This is a genomic window from Streptomyces filipinensis (assembly GCF_014649495.1).
Classification (GTDB): domain Bacteria; phylum Actinomycetota; class Actinomycetes; order Streptomycetales; family Streptomycetaceae; genus Streptomyces; species Streptomyces filipinensis.
In genome coordinates this window covers 623,489-639,918 of sequence record NZ_BMTD01000002.1, presented here as the reverse complement: position 1 = coordinate 639,918, position 16,430 = coordinate 623,489, and the positions used below count along the sequence as shown (strand labels likewise).

Sequence of the window (16,430 nt, the reverse complement as noted above, 5' to 3'; positions counted from 1 at the left end):
TTCGACCCGGGCGGCCATGCGTGAGCCGTGGGCGCCGTAGGCTGTTTGCGTGCTCTTGCTCGCTCTGGATACCGCAACACCCGCCGTCACCGTCGCGCTGCACGACGGCGCGGACGTCGTCGCCTCGTCGAGCCAGGTGGACGCGCGTCGGCACGGGGAGCTGCTGCTGCCGGCCGTCGACCGCGTGCTCGCCGAGGCCGGGCTCAGACTGGACGCCGTCACCGGCGTCGTCGTCGGCATCGGACCCGGCCCCTACACCGGACTGCGCGTCGGTCTGATGACCGCCGACACCTTCGGTCTCGCCCTCGGCGTCCCGGTGCATGGCGTGTGCACGCTGGACGGCCTCGCCTACGCAGCCGACATCGAGAAGGGCCCCTTCGTCGTGGCGACCGACGCCCGGCGCAAGGAGGTCTACTGGGCGACGTACGCCGACTCCCGGACCCGGCTGACCGACCCGGCCGTGGACCGGCCCGCCGACATCGCCGAGCAGGTCGCCGGCCTTCCGGCGGTCGGCGCGGGCGCGCTGCTCTACCCGGACACGTTCCCGAGAGTCCACGAACCCGAGCATGTCTCGGCGGCCGCCCTCGCCTCGCTCGCGGCCGGGAAGCTGGCCGCCGGCGAGGAGCTGCCGGCCCCCCGTCCGCTGTACCTGCGCCGCCCGGACGCCCAGGTCCCCAAGAACTACAAGGTGGTCACACCGAAGTGACCGTGCGACTGCGCGAGATGCGCTGGTGGGACATCGACCCGGTCCTGGAGCTGGAGAAGGACCTGTTCCCCGAGGACACCTGGTCGCGGGGCATGTTCTGGTCCGAGCTGGCACACTCCCGGGGCGCCGGGGCGACCCGGTGCTATCTCGTGGCCGAGGACGAGAACGGCCGGATCGCCGGCTACGCCGGGCTCGCCGCCTCCGGCGACCAGGGCGACGTGCAGACCATCGCCGTCGCCCGTGGCCTCCAGGGCACCGGCCTCGGCGGCCGGCTGCTGGCCGAACTGCTGCGCGCGGCGACCTCGTTCGAGTGCCACGAGGTGCTGCTGGAGTGCCGGGTCGACAACGTCCGCGCCCAGAAGCTCTACGAGCGCTTCGGCTTCGAACCCATCGGCTTCCGGCGCGGCTACTACCAGCCGGGCAATGTGGACGCCCTGGTCATGCGGCTGACCACAGCGTCCGACGGCGGCTCCGCCGCGGGCGCTTCCTCAGATTCAGAACAAGGAACCGAGATCAATGGCTGACGAACCGCTCGTCCTCGGCATCGAGACCTCCTGTGACGAGACCGGCGTCGGCATCGTCCGCGGCACCACCCTGCTGGCGGACGCCGTCGCCTCCAGCGTGGACGAGCACGCCCGCTTCGGCGGTGTCGTACCGGAGGTGGCCTCCCGCGCGCACCTGGAGGCCATGGTCCCCACCATCGACCGCGCCCTGAAGGAGGCCGGGGTCAGCGCCAGGGACCTGGACGGCATCGCGGTGACCGCCGGTCCCGGCCTCGCGGGCGCCCTGCTCGTCGGCGTGTCGGCGGCCAAGGCGTACGCCTACGCCCTCGGCAAGCCCCTGTACGGCGTCAACCACCTCGCCTCGCACATCTGCGTCGACCAGCTGGAGCACGGCCCGCTGCCCGAGCCGACGATGGCCCTGCTGGTGAGCGGCGGCCACTCCTCGCTGCTGCTGTCCGAGGACATCACCTCCGACGTGCGGCCCATGGGCTCGACCATCGACGACGCGGCGGGCGAGGCCTTCGACAAGATCGCCCGCGTGCTGAACCTGGGCTTCCCCGGCGGACCGGTCATCGACCGGTACGCGCGCGAGGGCGACCCGGAGGCGATCGCCTTCCCGCGCGGCCTGACCGGCCCGCGTGATCCGGCGTACGACTTCTCCTTCTCCGGTCTGAAGACGGCCGTGGCCCGCTGGATCGAGGCCAGGCGCGCGGCCGGTGAGGAGGTCCCGGTCCGTGACGTGGCCGCCTCCTTCCAGGAGGCCGTCGTCGACGTGCTGACCCGCAAGGCCGTGCGTGCCTGCAAGGACGAGGGCGTCGACCACCTGATGATCGGCGGCGGTGTCGCGGCCAACTCCCGGCTGCGTGCGCTGGCCCAGGAGCGCTGCGAGGCGGCCGGCATCCGGCTGCGCGTGCCGCGCCCCAAGCTGTGCACGGACAACGGTGCGATGGTGGCCGCGCTCGGCGCCGAGATGGTGGCCCGCAACCGGGCCGCCTCCAGCTGGGACCTGTCGGCCGACTCCTCCCTGCCGGTCACGGACCCGCATGTGCCGGGCCACGACCACGACCATGTGCACGAGGTCAGCAAGGAGAACCTGTACTCGTGACCGTCGCCTTGATGTGGGAAGCGCGGGCGGCCGACGGGCGGGGGGCGGAACTCCTCGCCTGGGCGCGGGAACAGCGCCTGGCGGAGGAGCCGCTCAGGCGCGAGACCTTCCGGGCGCCGCAGGACCGGGTGCTGGTCATCACCTGGTGGGACGCGTCGTACGACGCCGAGCTGCCCGAACTTCCCGAGCCGGCGCCGGGGTTGGTGACCCGGGCCGTGCACCGCTGGCGGTTCGAGTCGGTGGCGGACGGCTGAGGTTTGGCAGCCCCGGCCGGACTGTCCTATGATCATCACACCGCGAACGGCCGGAACACCGAAGTCGAGACATCGGCATCGGAACTCCGCCCCGGACGCAGTGCGTTGGTGGTCCAAGGAAAGACGTCCCGCTTCCTGCGGGGAGATGTAGGTGCAAGGCCTGCCCGGCGCTCCATCCGAAACCCCGCCCCGGCTTCCCGGGGCGGGGTTTCGCGTCTCACCGGCGGCCGGCCTCCTCCGCGCGGGCCGGCTCCGTCCCCGGGAGCGCCGGCTCCGGGAGCGCCGGCTCCGGGGCCGTCGCCGCCCGCCGCTCCTTGACCTGCGCGTACGCCATCAGCCCGAACAGCACCGCGAGCAGCACCGCCGAGGAACCGGCCGTACCCAGGTCCAGGCCGCCCTTGGCGACCGGCTTGGTCAGGAAGTCGCCGGCCGTGGCGCCCAGCGGGCGGGTCAGGACGAACGCGATCCAGAACAGCAGGACGTTCGGCACGGCCGGGACCTTCATCAGCGCCACCAGGACCAGCAGGACGCCGGTCACCAGCGCCGCTCCGCCCAGGTAGCCGAGGCCGGAGCTGTCGGAGAGGAAGTCGCCCATCGAGGTGCCGAGGGTGTTGGAGACCAGGATCGCCGACCAGAACAGGGCCTCGCCCCGGAAGGTGACGATCTCGGTGATCTGGAAGGTCATCCCGCTCAGCTTCCAGCCGAGGAAGATCAGCAGCAGGATCGAGATCAGGATCGCGGCGCCCTCCGGATAGCCGAGGCCCAGACCCTGCGGCCCCCAGCCCAGCTTCGTCGCGCCGCCCGAGAGGTACTTGGCGCTGGCGTCCCGGTTCATGAAGTCGGACATCGTGGTGCCGGCCATGGAGGTCGACAGGATCACGGTCCAGTAGAAGAACGGGTTGTAGCGGGACGAGCGCAGCTGCACCACCAGCGTCACCACGAAGACCAGGAACAGGGCGAGGGTGGTGAGGAAGTAGCCGAGCCTCAGCGTCTGGGCGAACAGATCGCCCGCGGTCTCGCCCAGCGTCGTCGCCGCGATCTTCATGACCCAGAACGCGAGGGTGACCTCGGGCAGCTTCTTCATCACGGATGTGGTCGTCAAGGAGGCTCCTGTGAGGGGGGGCAGGTGATCGACGACCCTGCCAGGGGCAACCTGAACCCATCCTGAACGCCCATGTCAGGGGTCTTGCGGAAGGGAGGTAGCTGTGCTTCCGCCATGGCTCAATACGTTCCACCCGCCCCTCGGGGTTCAATCAGTTCCCCCGGACACCTCCGCCTCGCCACCGAGGCCACCATGAGAATTTCCGAAGAAAGGCGATTCTCACGGCTTCCGCTAACAGTCCCCTAATAATTCGGACTTACGTTCCTGCCGTGACGCGACGCATGGGGCAGCACGGGGAGCAAGGGGACGCGGGCGGACCGGTGGGCCGGCGGTCGAGAGCGCTGAAGATCGTCGGCCTCACCCTGACGGGCACCCTGGTGCTGGGCGCGACCGCGGTGGGCTGGGCGTACTGGCATCTGAACCACAACATCACGAGCGTCGACATCAACAGCGCGCTCGGCGACGACCGGCCCGCCCGGGCGGTGGTCAACCCGTCCCCGAGTGCCTCGGCCGCCGCTGCGCCGCTGCCCACCGGTTCACTGAACATCCTGGTCCTGGGCTCGGACTCGCGCAGCGGCAAGGCCAACGGGGAACTCGGCGGCGGCGACAGCTCCGGCGCCCGCTCCGACACGGCGATGGTCGTCCACATCGACGCGGGTCGTACCCGGGCCACCGTCGTCAGCATCCCGCGCGACACCCTCGTCACCCGCCCGTCCTGCCCGCTCGCCTCCGGCGGTTCGACGGCGGTGGCCCACAGCGCGATGTTCAACACCGCGTACGAGGTGGGCGGCCCGGTCTGTGCCGTCAAGACGGTCGAGTCGATCACGAACGTCCGCATGGACCACTGCATCGAGATCGACTTCTCCGGCTTCGCGCGGCTGGTGGACGCGCTCGGCGGGGTCGACGTCACCACCGCGCAGGACATCGACGACGACATGAGCCATCTGCACCTCAAGGCCGGCGCCCACCATCTGGACGGCAAGCGGGCCCTGGCGCTCGCCCGCACCCGGCACGGCATAGGCGACGGCAGCGACCTCGGCCGGATAGGGCTGCAGCAGCAGCTGGTGAAGGCCCTGTCGGCGCGGCTGGCGGCCACGAACCTGCTCACCGACCCGGCCAGGCTGTACCGGGCGGCCGACGCGGTCACCGCCGGCCTCACCACCGACACCGGCCTGGACTCACTGCCCGAGCTGACGCGGCTCGGGCAGAGCCTGAAGGGCCTGACCGCAGACCGTGTGAAGACGGTGATGATGCCGGTCGTCACGGCCCCCTCCGACCCCAACCGGGTGATCGCGAAGGAGCCCGCGGCGAGCGAGCTGTGGGCGTCCCTGCGCTGACCGGTGGACCCCCGCCGTCCTCCGCGACCGGCGAGGACGGCGACGACGGCGCGGTCCGGTGCCTGCGCGGACGCCCGCGGAAAAAATCTTCGGTGAACGTGTCGATCCGGGTGTCTCCCGTTCGACACATGGGTGAGCGGCGGGGACGGACCCCGCCGCCCCGACCGAAGGAGTCACCATGCCCCGCTATCTGTCGCTCGTGCGCATCGACGAGTCCTCCGCCCCCGCCGAGGGCCCCAGCGCGGAGCTGATGCAGCGGATGGGCGAGCTGATCGAGGAGATCACCAAGGCCGGCGTGATGCTCGACACCGCCGGGCTCACCCCGTCCGCCCAGGGCACCCGGGTGCGCTGGGAGGGCGGCAAGATCTCCGTCACCGACGGGCCGTTCACCGAGACCAAGGAGGCCATCGGCGGCTACGCCCTCATGCAGTGCAAGGACAAGGCCGAGGCTCTGGAGTGGACCAAGCGGTTCCTGCAGGTCCACGAGGACTTCTGGACCGTGACCTGTGAGGTGCGTGAGATCGCCGAGGGCTGATGCGCCTGGCGCCGGTGCCGTACGGGGGTGTTGCATGGTGGGCTGTGGAACCACAGCCCACCGCGGCGCACGCCCCCGCAGCACCCGGGCCCGCAGCCGCCCACGCCATCGAGACCGTCTTCCGCCTGGAGTCACCCCGCGTCATCGCCGGGGTGGCCCGGATCGTGCGGGACGTCGGCATCGCCGAGGAACTGGCCCAGGACGCGCTGGTCGCCGCCCTGGAGCAGTGGCCCCGCGACGGCGTGCCCGACAACCCGGGCGCCTGGCTCATGGCCACCGCCCGGCACCGCGCCGTCGACCTGGTCCGGCGCCGCGAGACCTACGCCCGCAAGCTGCAGGAGATCGGCCGGGACCGCGTGCAGTCGTCCCCGCCCCCGTACGACGAGCCCGCCGACCCCGACGGCATCGACGACGACCTGCTCCGGCTCGTCTTCACCACCTGCCACCCGGTGCTGTCCCCGGACGCCCGCACCGCGCTCACCCTGAGGCTGCTCGGCGGCCTGACCACCGCTGAGATCGCCCGCGCCCACCTCGTGCCGGAGGCGACGATCGCCCAGCGCATCGTCCGCGCCAAACGCACCCTGGCGAAGAAGAACATCGCCTTCGAGGTGCCCTGCGGACCCGACCGCGAGGCCCGCCTCGGCTCCGTCCTGGACGTCATCTACCTGATCTTCAACGAGGGCTACGCGGCGACCGCCGGCGACGACCTGCTGCGCCCCGGGCTGTGCGAGGACGCGCTGCGCCTGGCCCGCGTCCTGTCCGCGCTGATGCCCAAGGAGCCGGAGGTGCACGGCCTGACCGCGCTGCTGGAGTTCCAGGCCTCCCGCACGGCCGCCCGCACGGGTCCGGACGGCGAGCCGGTCCTGCTCAAGGACCAGAACCGGCGCCGCTGGAGCCGCCTGCTCATCGCGCGCGGCATCCGTGCCCTCGACCGCGCCGACGCCACGGCGACCGGCGCCCCGGGCCCCTACGCCCTGCAGGCGGCCATCGCCGCGTGCCACGCGCACGCCCACCGCTACGAGGAGACCGACTGGCGCGCCATCGCCACCCTCTACGGCCTGCTGGCCGCCCGCGCCCCGTCCCCGGTGGTCGAGCTGAACCGCGCGGTCGCCGTGTCGATGGCCGACGGCCCGGCCGAGGGCCTGCGGCTGGTGGACGCCCTGGCCGCCGAACCCGCCCTGCGCGACTACCACCTGCTGCCCAGCGTCCGCGGCGATCTGCTGGCCCGGCTCGGGCGTACGGCTCAGGCGCGCGCGGAGTTCGAGCGGGCGGCCGGCCTCGCCCGCAACGAGAGGGAACGCGCGCTGCTGCTGCGCCGGGCCGGTGCGCTTCCGTCCTAGTGCCCCGGCAGGGCCACTAGGCGGGCCCGCCCACGAGCATCGTGGGCGCCCCGGCGACCCGGGTGAGGAACACCGTCGCCGCGTTGGGTCCCTGCGGCTTGACCTTCCTGCGCAGCTCCTCCGGCTCGACCGCCGACCCGCGCTTCTTCACGGTCAGCGTGCCGACCTCGCGCTCGCGCAGCAGAGCCTTCAACTTCTTGACGTTGAAGGGGAGTTGGTCGGTGATCTCGTAGGCGGAGGCGTACGGCGTGGGCCGCAGCCCGTCGGCGGTGACGTAGGCGATCGTGGGGTCGATCAGCCCGCCGTCCAGGTGTTCGGCCACCTCCGCGACCAGATGGGCGCGGATCACGGCGCCGTCCGGCTCGTACAGGTACCGCCCCACCGGGCGCACCCCGGGATCGGGCAGGCCCCGGCCGAGCAGCGTGCGCGGGCCGGGCAGCAGCGTGGCGCGCACCGTTCCCGGCGCTCCCGTGCCGAACCACAGCACCGCTTCCTTCACATCGCCGCCGTCGGAGATCCACTCCGCCTCGGCCTCGGCGGGGACCGCCTCGTGGGGGACGCCCGGAGCGATCTTCAGCGCGGCCGTGCCGGCGGCCGAGGCGGCTTGCACCGCCCAGGACAGCGGCGGTGAGTACGCCTCCGGGTCGAAGATCCGGCCGCGGCCCCCGCGGCGCGCCGGATCCACGAAGACCGCGTCGTACCCGGCGGTGTCGACCTCCGTGACGTCCGCCTCGCGCACCTCGATCAGCTCGCCCAGCCCGAGCTCCTCGGCGTTCGCCCGCGCCACCGCGGCCGTCATCGGATCCCGGTCCACGGCGAGTACCCGGATCCCCGCCCGCGCGAGCGCGATCGCGTCCCCGCCGATCCCGCAGCACAGGTCGGCCACGGAGGTCACGCCGAGGCCCCGCATCCGCTCCGCGCGGTACGTCGCCACGCTGGTGCGCGTCGACTGCTCGACCCCGTTCGGCGTGAAGAACATCCGCCCCGCGTCCGCCGTCCCGAACTTCGCCGCCGCCCGCTGCCGCAGCCGGGCCTGGCCGAGCGCGGCCGACACCAGTGCGGCGGGGTGGTCGCGGCGCAGCCGGGTGGCGACGGCGAGTTCGTCCGCCGGGGCGGTGTCGCGGACCTCGTCGAGGAGGGCACGGCCTTCGGGGCTGAGGAGCAGAGCGAGGTCGTTCACCGGGTCATTGTGGGCCAGTCGGTGGATCGTGCGCCTCCGGCGGCGGTGTCGGCCCGGCACCGGGGCCCTGGCCTGGGAGGATCCGGCACCATGCAGGTAATCGTACAAAACGATAAAAATCAGACTCGCATCGGACGTCCGGTCCTCCGCCGGGGAGCCGTCGCGTTGCTCTGCACCGCTCTCCTCGCCGGCTGTGCCGGCCCCGAGGCGACCCGCTCCGCGCCCGGCCGGGGCGGCCCCGCGCAGGCGCTGAGCCCCCAGGCCCGCCAGGCCGCCGAACACGCCCGCCTGGTCGCCGCCGCCAGACGCTGGGGGCTGGACCAGGTCCCGCTGACGCCGCCGCCCCCGCCCGCGAAGAAGCCGCACATCACCGCCCGGGCCGGCTTCGAGGTGGACCACCAGGAGGACTGGTGGCTGCCACCGGTCTTCACCACGATCCCCACCAAGCAGAAGATCGTCTTCCTCACGATCGACGACGGTTCGGAGAAGGACCCGGACTTCCTGCGGATGATGCGGGAGCTGAAGATCCCGTACACCGCCTTCCTCAGTGACTACCTGGTCAACGACGACTACGGGTACTTCCGCCGGATGCAGTCCTACGGCCACACCCTCAACAACCACACCCTGCACCACCCGTACCTGCCGGGCCTGTCCTACGAGGAACAGCGGGACGAGATCTGCGGCATGCAGGACATCATGGAGAAGCAGTTCGGCAGACGCCCGACGGTCTTCCGCCCGCCCTACGGCGACTACAACCAGGACACCCTGCGCGCCGCCAAGGCCTGCGGCATCCGCTACGCGCCGATCTGGAACGAGGAGGTCTTCGTCGACCACTGGGAGTACCGCGAGGACGACCAGAAGATGCGCCGCGGCGACATCGTCCTCACCCACTTCCGGGGCCGCTCCGACTGGAACGGCACGATGATCGACGACATGCGCCGCTTCCTGAACAAGGTCACCCGCGAGGGCTACGCCGTGGCCCGCCTGGAGGACTACCTGTGAGCTACGCGGGGCCCCCGGAGGCCCCCCAGCCACCCCGGCCCCGGGCCACCCCCGGCGCCCCGCGGGCGCCCCGCGCCCGGGCGGGCTCCGGGGGCTCACGGGTGCCTCCCGGGAAGGCCGCCTCCGGTGACTCACAGGCGGTCGGCTCCGGTGGCTCGCGGGTGCCTCGGGCGGGGGCCGCCTTCGAGGGTTCCCGGGTGGGTGCCGGGCGGGTGCTGGCCGGGGCGCTTGCCTCGGCTCTGCTGCTCGGCGGCTGTGCGCAGTCCGTCGATCCCATCGAGCGCCTCGGCAAGAGGGCCGCCGAGGGCGTGCACCCGCCCGGTCCCGCCACCGACCGGGGCTACCGCCGCTGGGGCCTGAACGAGCCCCTCGACCGCCCGCCGAGCCCCGCCGCCCGCGCGCTCGCCCTCACCCCGCACACTTCCGGCCGCGTCCTGCCCCGGGTGGTGGACCACGTCCCCACCCGCGACCGGGTCGTCTTCCTCACCTACGACGACGGCGCCGACAAGGACCCCCGCTTCGTCGACATGGTCCGCGAACTCCGGCTGCCCCTCAGCATGTTCCTCACCGACAGCGTCGCCGGCCCCGGCTACGCCCACTTCGCCCGCCTGCACCGGCTGGGCGCCGGCATCGAGAACCACACCCTCGACCACCGTGCCCTGTCCGGACTGCCCTACGCCGCCCAGCGCGCCGAGATCTGCGGCCAGCAGGACAGGATCAGCTCCCGCCTCGGCCTGCGCCCCCGCCTCTTCCGCCCGCCGTACGGCTCGTACGACACCACCACCCTGCACGCGGCCTCGGACTGCGGCATCTCCATGGTCGTCCTGTGGCGCGCCGCGATGACCCCGACCGACCTCGTCTACACCCACGGCGAACACCATCTCCGCCCCGGCGACATCATCCTGATCGGACCGGACGAGACCACGGGACCGAGCCTGCGCGAGCGCACCGCGCGGGTGCTGCGCAAGGTCCAGCAGAGGGGACTGACGGTGGGGCACCTTGAGGACTACCTGAACTGACCACCGGGCCGCAAAGGCGCCCGGCGCGGCCGGGGCGGGGACCGGATTCGGCCGACGCGCCGCACGGCATTGGCACTCCGCTTGACCGAGTGCTAATCGCAGTCATAGTCTCGGCTCTGGCACTCCCCACTGGAGAGTGCCAACACGCGACGGGCAGGTCCGGCACCCGCGACGACGGATCCACCTGGTCGCCACCTCAGACAGTTAACCCCGTGAGATCTCCGAAGGGGGAGGTCGGATCGTGACGACCACCAGCTCCAAGGTTGCCATCAAGCCGCTTGAGGACCGCATCGTGGTCCAGCCGCTCGACGCCGAGCAGACCACCGCCTCTGGCCTGGTCATCCCGGACACCGCGAAGGAGAAGCCCCAGGAGGGCGCCGTCCTCGCCGTGGGCCCGGGCCGCTTCGAGAACGGCGAGCGCCTTCCGCTCGACGTCAAGGTCGGCGATGTCGTCCTCTACAGCAAGTACGGCGGCACCGAGGTGAAGTACAACGGCGAGGAGTACCTCGTCCTCTCGGCTCGCGACGTGCTCGCGATCATCGAGAAGTAGTCACCTTCGAGCACATTTTGCTCTTGAGCTGCGCCCCTGGCCCCCGCGACCGATAACGAAGCCGGGCGTCCGGGGCGCAGTTGTCTTTACACCCACAGATTTCCGAGAGGGCTTCCGCTGTCATGGCGAAGATTCTGAAGTTCGACGAGGACGCCCGTCGCGCCCTTGAGCGCGGCGTCAACAAGCTGGCCGACACGGTGAAGGTGACGATCGGCCCCCGCGGCCGCAACGTCGTCATCGACAAGAAGTTCGGTGCCCCCACCATCACCAACGACGGTGTCACGATCGCCCGCGAGGTCGAGATCGAGGACCCGTACGAGAACCTCGGCGCCCAGCTGGTGAAGGAGGTGGCCACCAAGACCAACGACATCGCTGGTGACGGCACCACCACCGCCACCGTGCTCGCCCAGGCGCTGGTGCGCGAGGGCCTGAAGAACGTCGCCGCCGGCGCCTCCCCGGCCGCCCTGAAGAAGGGCATCGACGCCGCCGTCAAGGCCGTCTCCGACGACCTGCTCGCCACGGCCCGTCCGATCGACGAGAAGTCCGACATCGCCGCCGTCGCCGCGCTGTCCGCCCAGGACCAGCAGGTCGGCGAGCTGATCGCCGAGGCGATGGACAAGGTCGGCAAGGACGGTGTCATCACCGTCGAGGAGTCCAACACCTTCGGTCTGGAGCTGGACTTCACCGAGGGCATGGCCTTCGACAAGGGCTACCTGTCGCCGTACTTCGTGACGGACCAGGAGCGTATGGAGGCCGTCCTCGACGACCCGTACATCCTCATCAACCAGGGCAAGATCAGCTCCATCCAGGACCTGCTGCCGCTGCTGGAGAAGGTCATCCAGGCCGGCGCCTCCAAGCCGCTGCTGATCATCGCCGAGGACGTCGAGGGCGAGGCCCTCTCCACCCTGGTGGTCAACAAGATCCGCGGCACCTTCAACGCGGTCGCGGTCAAGGCCCCCGGCTTCGGCGACCGCCGCAAGGCGATGCTGCAGGACATGGCCATCCTCACCGGCGCCACGGTCATCTCCGAGGAGGTCGGCCTCAAGCTCGACCAGGTCGGCCTGGACGTGCTCGGCTCCGCCCGCCGCGTCACCGTCACCAAGGACGACACCACGATCGTCGAGGGTGCCGGCAAGCAGGAGGACCTCACCGGCCGCGTCGCGCAGATCAAGGCCGAGATCGAGAACACCGACTCCGACTGGGACCGCGAGAAGCTCCAGGAGCGCCTCGCCAAGCTGGCCGGCGGCGTGTGCGTGATCAAGGTCGGCGCCGCCACCGAGGTGGAGCTGAAGGAGAAGAAGCACCGTCTGGAGGACGCCATCTCCGCGACCCGCGCCGCGGTCGAGGAGGGCATCGTCTCCGGTGGTGGCTCCGCCCTGGTCCACTCCTCCAAGGTCCTGGAGGGCAACCTCGGCAAGACCGGCGACGAGGCCACCGGTGTCGCGGTCGTCCGCAACGCCGTGGTCGAGCCGCTGCGCTGGATCGGCGAGAACGCCGGCCAGGAGGGCTACGTCATCGTCTCCAAGGTCAAGGACCTGGAGAAGGGGCAGGGCTACAACGCCGCCACCGGCGAGTACGGCGACCTGGTCAAGGCCGGCGTCATCGACCCGGTGAAGGTCACCCGCTCCGCCCTGGAGAACGCCGCCTCCATCGCCTCCCTGCTGCTCACGACCGAGACCCTGGTCGTCGAGAAGAAGGAAGAGGAAGAGCCGGCCGCCGCGGGCCACGGCCACGGCCACGCCCACTGAGCCAAGCGCTCCCGAGCGAAGGCCCGGCACCGTCACGGTGCCGGGCCTTCGCCCTGTCTACTGCTCCAACTCGTCCAGCGCGCCGAGCTGTTGCATCAGCCCCAGCTGATCGTGCTGCCACCAGGTCTCGGCGATCTTGCCGTGGTCCGTGAAGCGGAAGAGCGTCATCCCGGTCATGGTGACGTTCCTGCCCGTGGCCGCGATCCCCAGGAAGTCCCCTTTGTGGGTGGCGTTCCACGTCCACCGCGCGCAGGCCCGGTCGCCCTGCGCGAGCACGTCCTCGACGGTGAAGGTGAAGTCGAAGGCGGCGCGCCACATCCGGTACTCGGCGCGGGCGTTGTCCAGGCCGATGGTGTCCTGCGGGTTCACCGGATCGTGGCTGTGGACGTCCTCGTCCAGCAGGTCGTTGAGCGGGGGCAGCTCGCCCGCGGTCGCGAGCGCCCCGTAGAACCGCCGCACGGTGTCCTCGGAAAGCCGCTCGTCCCGCACGACGTCCAGGTCCATGAACGTCGGCGTCTCGTCGCACAACGCGACCATCTCCTGGAAGATCTGGCCGGTCTCCGGGAGCTTCGAGTTCCGCATCGCCTCCGCGTACGACGGGAACTCCACCACTTCGACGATGTGCGACGCGTCCGAGCGGTCCCTGCCGACCAGCGCGTGCGTCGCCGTCCGTCTGCCCCTGGTCTGCGTGACCCAGTCGTCCATCAGCCGGTTCATCTCGTCCAGCCGGCTCGTCCTGCACTCGATGAGCTGTACGAAGGTCATGACGCCGCCTCCCGGCCCCCCTGGCCCGGTTTCCGTCATGCTCATTTTCGCACCGGTACGGCAACGCCACCCGTCCGCTAACGGGGCCCGTACTTGCGTCCCGTCCGGGAGGAGATCCCGCCCATCAGCCCGCGCGGGGTCACCTTCACCAGCCCCATCAGCGCCTTGTAGCGCGGGTCGGGGATCGACAGCGACTTGCCGCGCGCCAGGTCGGCCAGGGCCGCCGCGACCAGTTTGTCGGCGTCCAGCCACATCCAGCCCGGGATGTTGTCCGTGCCCATTCCGGCCCGCTCGTGGAACTCGGTGCGCACGAAGCCGGGGCACAGGGCCATCAGGCGTACGCCGCTGCCGGCCAGGTCCTTGGCCGCGCCCTGCGTGAACTGCACGACCCACGCCTTGGAGGCGCCGTAGGTGCCGCGCGGCACGAAGGCGGCCACGGAGGCGACGTTGACGATCCCGCCCCGCCCGCGCTCGCGCATCGCCTCGGCCGCCGCCGACGTCAGCCGGAGCACCGCCTCGCAGTGCACCTTCAGCATCCGCAGCTCGTCGGCCATGGACACCTCCAGATAGCGGCCCTTGTTGCCGAAGCCCGCGTTGTTGACCAGCAGGTCGACCGGGTTCTTCCGGTCGCCGAGACGGTCGGCGACCGCCTCGATGCCCTTGTCCTCGGACAGGTCGGCGGTCAGCACCTCCACCTCGATGCCGTGCCGGTCGTGCAGTTCGGTCGCCTGTTCGCGCAGCCGTTTGGTGTCCCGTGCCACCAGCACGAGGTCGTGTCCGTCAGCCGCCAGGCGCCGCGTGAACGCGGCGCCGATCCCCGCGGTCGATCCCGTAATCAGAGCCGTTGTCATGGCCCAAGGGTAGTGACCCGGAGCGAGCGCGTCCGCCGGCCGTCGGGCCCGGGTGGCGCCCCGGCCGACGGTCCCTCAGCCCTGCCGCTGCGCCGTGTACTTGCGCACCGCGGCCAGCGTCTCCGCGTGCAGCGCCTCGCCCGCCGCGAGCAGCCGCGGCAGCAGTTCCCGCTCGGTGGTGACCGCGCGGAACTGCAGCGCCGCCGTCACCCCGTGGTCCGGCCGGTGCACGATCTCCACGGGGTCGCCGGCCTGTATCTCGCCCGGTTCGATCACCCGGAGGTAGGCACCCGTTGCGCCCTTCTGTGTGAACCTCTTGACCCAGCCGCGCTCGCCCAGATGGCCCTGGAACGTGCGGCACGGGATCCGGCCGGAGGTCACCTCCAGGACCAGTGCGGCGCCGATCCGCCAGCGCTCGCCGATCAGCGCCCCGGAGACGTCCAGCCCGTGCGTCGTCAGGTTCTCCCCGAAGCAGCCGTTGGGCAGCGACCGGTCGAGCGCGTGCTCCCAGTCGTCGAGGTCCTCGCGGGCGTAGGCGTACACCGCCTGGTCGTCCCCGCCGTGATGGCGCAGCTCGCACACCGCGTCCCCGGCCAGGCCGCTTCCGCCGACGCCCTTGGGGCCCGGCGCCGTCACCCGCACCGGCCCGTCGACCGGCTTCTTGTCGATGCCCGTCACACCCTGCGGCTGGTCGGTGTACGGCACCGGCCGTGGGCGGCCCAGATTGACCGTGAGAACCCTCATGCCCCGACGGTACGGGACCACATCTCAAAGCGTCGAATCGATATCTCGCACCATCCCCAAGAAAGCCTTATGCTCGAAGGGTGATCGAGGCCCGTCATCTCCGCGTCCTGCGCGCCGTCGCCACCACTGGTTCCTTCTCCGCGGCGGGGCGCGAACTGGGCTGCACCCAGCCCGCCGTCAGCCAGCAGATGAAAGCCCTGGAGGCTTCGGTCGGCACCCCGCTGCTGGTGCGCAACGGCCGCGAGATGCGGCTGACCCAGGCCGGAGAAGCCCTGGTCAGGCACGCCTCCGGCATTCTCGCCGGGCTCACCGCGGCCGAGGAGGAGGTCGCCGCCATCGCGGGCCTGCGGGCCGGCCGGGTCCGGCTGGTCTCCTTCCCGAGCGGTACGTCCACCCTCGTGCCCGCCGCCCTGGCCGCCCTGCGCGCCGCCCACCCCGGTACCCGCGTCTCCCTGGAGGAGGCCGAGCCCCCGAAGTCCGCCGAGCTGCTGCGCGAGGGCGAATGCGACCTCACCCTGGCCTTCCGCTACGAGGGGGCGGCGGTCGCCGAGGACTGGGACGACCTGGTCGTACGGCCCCTGCTGACCGACCGCCTGGTCGCCCTGGTCCCGGAGCGGCACCGCCTGGCGCGCGCGGAGTCCCTTGCCATCGGCGAGCTGGCCGAGGAGCCCTGGATCGCGGGCTGCCCGCGCTGCCGCGGCCAGCTGGTCGAGGTCTGCGAGGGAGCCGGTTTCGTTCCGCGCATCGACTTCGCCACGGACGACTACCCCGCGGTGGTCGGCCTGGTCGGCGCCGGCCTGGGGGTGGCCGTACTGCCCCAGCTGGCGGTGGAGTCGGTACGGCCGCGGGGTGTGCGCATGGTGCGGCTGGAACCGGCGGTACGGCGCGAGATCGTCGCCCTCACCCTGCCCGACCTGGCACAGGTGCCGGCCGTGGCGGCGACGCTGGAACAGCTGGCCCGGGCGGCCGGGCGCGGCTAGCCGTCGCGGGGGAGGGGTGCGGCGGATCAAGGGCACGCACGCGGCGTGCCCTGGGGGGAGGGGAAAGAGCGCACCCGGGGGGCTGTGGGTGCAGAAACGTTCCTTCAGTGGTTCGGGGCTGTGTCCGCGCCGACGGCCGAGGCCGTCACCAGGCGGTTGCGCGCGCGCCCCATCAACTCCTCACGCTCATCCTCGGTCAGGCCGCCCCACACGCCGTACGGCTCGCGTACCGCCAGCGCGTGCGCCGCGCACTCCGCGCGGACAGGGCACCTCATGCAGACTTCCTTGGCCGAGTTCTCGCGAGCGCTCCGAGCCGCCCCGCGCTCGCCCTCCGGGTGGAAGAAGAGCGAGCTGTCCACGCCGCGGCAGGCAGCCAGCAGCTGCCAGTCCCACAGGTCCGCGTTCGGTCCGGGAAGGCGGGAGAAATCTGCCATTACGTGACCCCTTGTAGCCGTTCTGAGCGGATACGGTGCCAACGACCGTACATCTCCGGTCTAAGGAGATGAAAATATGACTCATTGCGAATCTAGCCTCGGACATCCCGAAACGGGAAGAAAAGCGGCCAAATGGGGCATAGTTGTGATGAAAAGTTGAGGGTCTGTCGTCCGTGTCTGCGCCGTGTCGAGGCCCTCACGTAGAGTGCCGAAGACGGCACGCAGCCCCGTAACTCTTTCGAGTGACCGTCGTTGAGAGTGCGGAGGCGGTTGAA

Annotated in this window: 18 protein-coding genes; 12 read left to right on the top strand and 6 right to left on the bottom strand. The window is 71.4% G+C overall.

Features of this window, described 5'->3' with window-relative positions; translation table 11 throughout:
- Positions 1-49 precede the first annotated feature (49 nt).
- From tsaB to IE244_RS07865, 4 genes are read left to right on the top strand one after another with little or no spacing between them, the layout of a single operon-like run.
- Positions 50-706 (top strand): tRNA (adenosine(37)-N6)-threonylcarbamoyltransferase complex dimerization subunit type 1 TsaB, encoded by a 657-nt coding sequence (gene tsaB, locus IE244_RS07880; protein ID WP_031171648.1) that lies wholly within the window; start codon positions 50-52, stop codon positions 704-706.
- A 17-nt stretch (positions 707-723) separates the two neighbouring features.
- Positions 724-1,230: a ribosomal protein S18-alanine N-acetyltransferase gene (rimI, locus tag IE244_RS07875; RefSeq protein WP_191872163.1), complete on the top strand. Its 507-nt coding sequence runs from the start codon at positions 724-726 to the stop codon at positions 1,228-1,230.
- A complete protein-coding gene (gene tsaD / locus IE244_RS07870; RefSeq protein ID WP_031171652.1) occupies positions 1,223-2,314 on the top strand; it encodes a tRNA (adenosine(37)-N6)-threonylcarbamoyltransferase complex transferase subunit TsaD in 1,092 nt (363 codons plus the stop codon). Before rimI ends, tsaD begins: the two co-directional genes overlap by 8 nt.
- Positions 2,311-2,568: a hypothetical protein gene (locus IE244_RS07865; RefSeq protein WP_191871913.1), complete on the top strand. Its 258-nt coding sequence runs from the start codon at positions 2,311-2,313 to the stop codon at positions 2,566-2,568. Before tsaD ends, IE244_RS07865 begins: the two co-directional genes overlap by 4 nt.
- Positions 2,569-2,785: 217 nt before the next feature.
- Here the strand turns inward: IE244_RS07865 and IE244_RS07860 are convergent, their stop codons facing one another.
- Positions 2,786-3,670: a COG4705 family protein gene (locus IE244_RS07860; protein WP_229853999.1), complete on the bottom strand. Its 885-nt coding sequence runs from the start codon at positions 3,668-3,670 to the stop codon at positions 2,786-2,788.
- A 281-nt stretch (positions 3,671-3,951) separates the two neighbouring features.
- Here IE244_RS07860 and IE244_RS07855 point away from each other — a divergent pair, with 281 nt between their 5' ends.
- From IE244_RS07855 to IE244_RS07845, 3 genes are all read left to right on the top strand, one after another.
- Positions 3,952-5,007 (top strand): LCP family protein, encoded by a 1,056-nt coding sequence (locus IE244_RS07855; RefSeq protein ID WP_191872162.1) that lies wholly within the window; start codon positions 3,952-3,954, stop codon positions 5,005-5,007.
- Between the two features lie 178 nt (positions 5,008-5,185).
- Positions 5,186-5,542: a YciI family protein gene (locus IE244_RS07850; RefSeq protein WP_191871911.1), complete on the top strand. Its 357-nt coding sequence runs from the start codon at positions 5,186-5,188 to the stop codon at positions 5,540-5,542.
- On the top strand, positions 5,542-6,882 hold the full coding sequence (locus IE244_RS07845; RefSeq protein ID WP_191871909.1) for an RNA polymerase sigma factor: 1,341 nt from the start codon (positions 5,542-5,544) through the stop codon (positions 6,880-6,882). The genes IE244_RS07850 and IE244_RS07845 overlap by 1 nt, the downstream gene beginning before the upstream one ends.
- Positions 6,883-6,898: 16 nt before the next feature.
- Here the strand turns inward: IE244_RS07845 and IE244_RS07840 are convergent, their stop codons facing one another.
- Positions 6,899-8,062 carry a class I SAM-dependent methyltransferase gene (locus IE244_RS07840; protein ID WP_191871907.1) on the bottom strand — a complete coding sequence of 388 codons (1,164 nt, stop codon included), beginning with the start codon at positions 8,060-8,062 and terminating at the stop codon, positions 6,899-6,901.
- A 90-nt stretch (positions 8,063-8,152) separates the two neighbouring features.
- On the opposite strand from IE244_RS07840, the gene IE244_RS07835 reads away from it, so the two are divergent.
- From IE244_RS07835 to groL, 4 genes are all read left to right on the top strand, one after another.
- Positions 8,153-9,064, top strand: a complete 912-nt coding sequence (locus IE244_RS07835) for a polysaccharide deacetylase family protein (protein ID WP_191871905.1) — start codon at positions 8,153-8,155, stop codon at positions 9,062-9,064.
- A 197-nt stretch (positions 9,065-9,261) separates the two neighbouring features.
- Positions 9,262-10,083, top strand: a complete 822-nt coding sequence (locus tag IE244_RS07830) for a polysaccharide deacetylase family protein (RefSeq protein WP_191871903.1) — start codon at positions 9,262-9,264, stop codon at positions 10,081-10,083.
- Between the two features lie 241 nt (positions 10,084-10,324).
- On the top strand, positions 10,325-10,633 hold the full coding sequence (gene groES / locus IE244_RS07825) for a co-chaperone GroES (RefSeq protein WP_020132158.1): 309 nt from the start codon (positions 10,325-10,327) through the stop codon (positions 10,631-10,633).
- Positions 10,634-10,755: 122 nt separating this feature from the next.
- Positions 10,756-12,381 (top strand): chaperonin GroEL, encoded by a 1,626-nt coding sequence (groL, locus tag IE244_RS07820; RefSeq protein ID WP_191871900.1) that lies wholly within the window; start codon positions 10,756-10,758, stop codon positions 12,379-12,381.
- 57 nt (positions 12,382-12,438) lie between these two features.
- Here the strand turns inward: groL and IE244_RS07815 are convergent, their stop codons facing one another.
- The 3 genes from IE244_RS07815 to IE244_RS07805 form a co-directional block, all read right to left on the bottom strand.
- Positions 12,439-13,146 (bottom strand): ester cyclase, encoded by a 708-nt coding sequence (locus IE244_RS07815; RefSeq protein WP_191871898.1) that lies wholly within the window; start codon positions 13,144-13,146, stop codon positions 12,439-12,441.
- Positions 13,147-13,223: 77 nt separating this feature from the next.
- Positions 13,224-13,997 (bottom strand): SDR family NAD(P)-dependent oxidoreductase, encoded by a 774-nt coding sequence (locus IE244_RS07810; protein WP_191871896.1) that lies wholly within the window; start codon positions 13,995-13,997, stop codon positions 13,224-13,226.
- A 75-nt stretch (positions 13,998-14,072) separates the two neighbouring features.
- Positions 14,073-14,741: an MOSC domain-containing protein gene (locus IE244_RS07805; RefSeq protein ID WP_191871894.1), complete on the bottom strand. Its 669-nt coding sequence runs from the start codon at positions 14,739-14,741 to the stop codon at positions 14,073-14,075.
- Positions 14,742-14,821: 80 nt separating this feature from the next.
- Between IE244_RS07805 and IE244_RS07800 the strand changes: the two genes are divergently transcribed.
- Positions 14,822-15,721, top strand: coding sequence for a LysR family transcriptional regulator (locus tag IE244_RS07800; RefSeq protein ID WP_191871892.1), 900 nt, complete (start codon positions 14,822-14,824; stop codon positions 15,719-15,721).
- A gap of 104 nt (positions 15,722-15,825) precedes the next feature.
- On the opposite strand, the gene IE244_RS07795 is transcribed toward IE244_RS07800, so the two are convergent.
- The gene (locus tag IE244_RS07795) at positions 15,826-16,155 is read right to left on the bottom strand and encodes a WhiB family transcriptional regulator (RefSeq protein ID WP_191871889.1); all 330 of its coding nucleotides are present in this window, start codon (positions 16,153-16,155) and stop codon (positions 15,826-15,828) included.
- Positions 16,156-16,430 lie beyond the last annotated feature (275 nt).

Excerpts from the sequence above, each read along its gene's own strand:
- rimI (WP_191872163.1), top strand. The coding sequence starts at position 724 with ATGCGCTGGTGGGACATCGACCCGGTCCTGGAGCTGGAGAAGGACCTG.
- tsaD (WP_031171652.1), top strand. The coding sequence starts at position 1,223 with ATGGCTGACGAACCGCTCGTCCTCGGCATCGAGACCTCCTGTGACGAG.
- IE244_RS07855 (WP_191872162.1), top strand. The coding sequence starts at position 3,952 with ATGGGGCAGCACGGGGAGCAAGGGGACGCGGGCGGACCGGTGGGCCGG.
- IE244_RS07850 (WP_191871911.1), top strand. The coding sequence starts at position 5,186 with ATGCCCCGCTATCTGTCGCTCGTGCGCATCGACGAGTCCTCCGCCCCC.
- IE244_RS07845 (WP_191871909.1), top strand. The coding sequence starts at position 5,542 with ATGCGCCTGGCGCCGGTGCCGTACGGGGGTGTTGCATGGTGGGCTGTG.
- IE244_RS07835 (WP_191871905.1), top strand. The coding sequence starts at position 8,153 with ATGCAGGTAATCGTACAAAACGATAAAAATCAGACTCGCATCGGACGT.
- groL (WP_191871900.1), top strand. The coding sequence starts at position 10,756 with ATGGCGAAGATTCTGAAGTTCGACGAGGACGCCCGTCGCGCCCTTGAG.
- IE244_RS07815 (WP_191871898.1), bottom strand. The coding sequence starts at position 13,146 with ATGACCTTCGTACAGCTCATCGAGTGCAGGACGAGCCGGCTGGACGAG.
- IE244_RS07810 (WP_191871896.1), bottom strand. The coding sequence starts at position 13,997 with ATGACAACGGCTCTGATTACGGGATCGACCGCGGGGATCGGCGCCGCG.
- IE244_RS07805 (WP_191871894.1), bottom strand. The coding sequence starts at position 14,741 with ATGAGGGTTCTCACGGTCAATCTGGGCCGCCCACGGCCGGTGCCGTAC.
- IE244_RS07795 (WP_191871889.1), bottom strand. The coding sequence starts at position 16,155 with ATGGCAGATTTCTCCCGCCTTCCCGGACCGAACGCGGACCTGTGGGAC.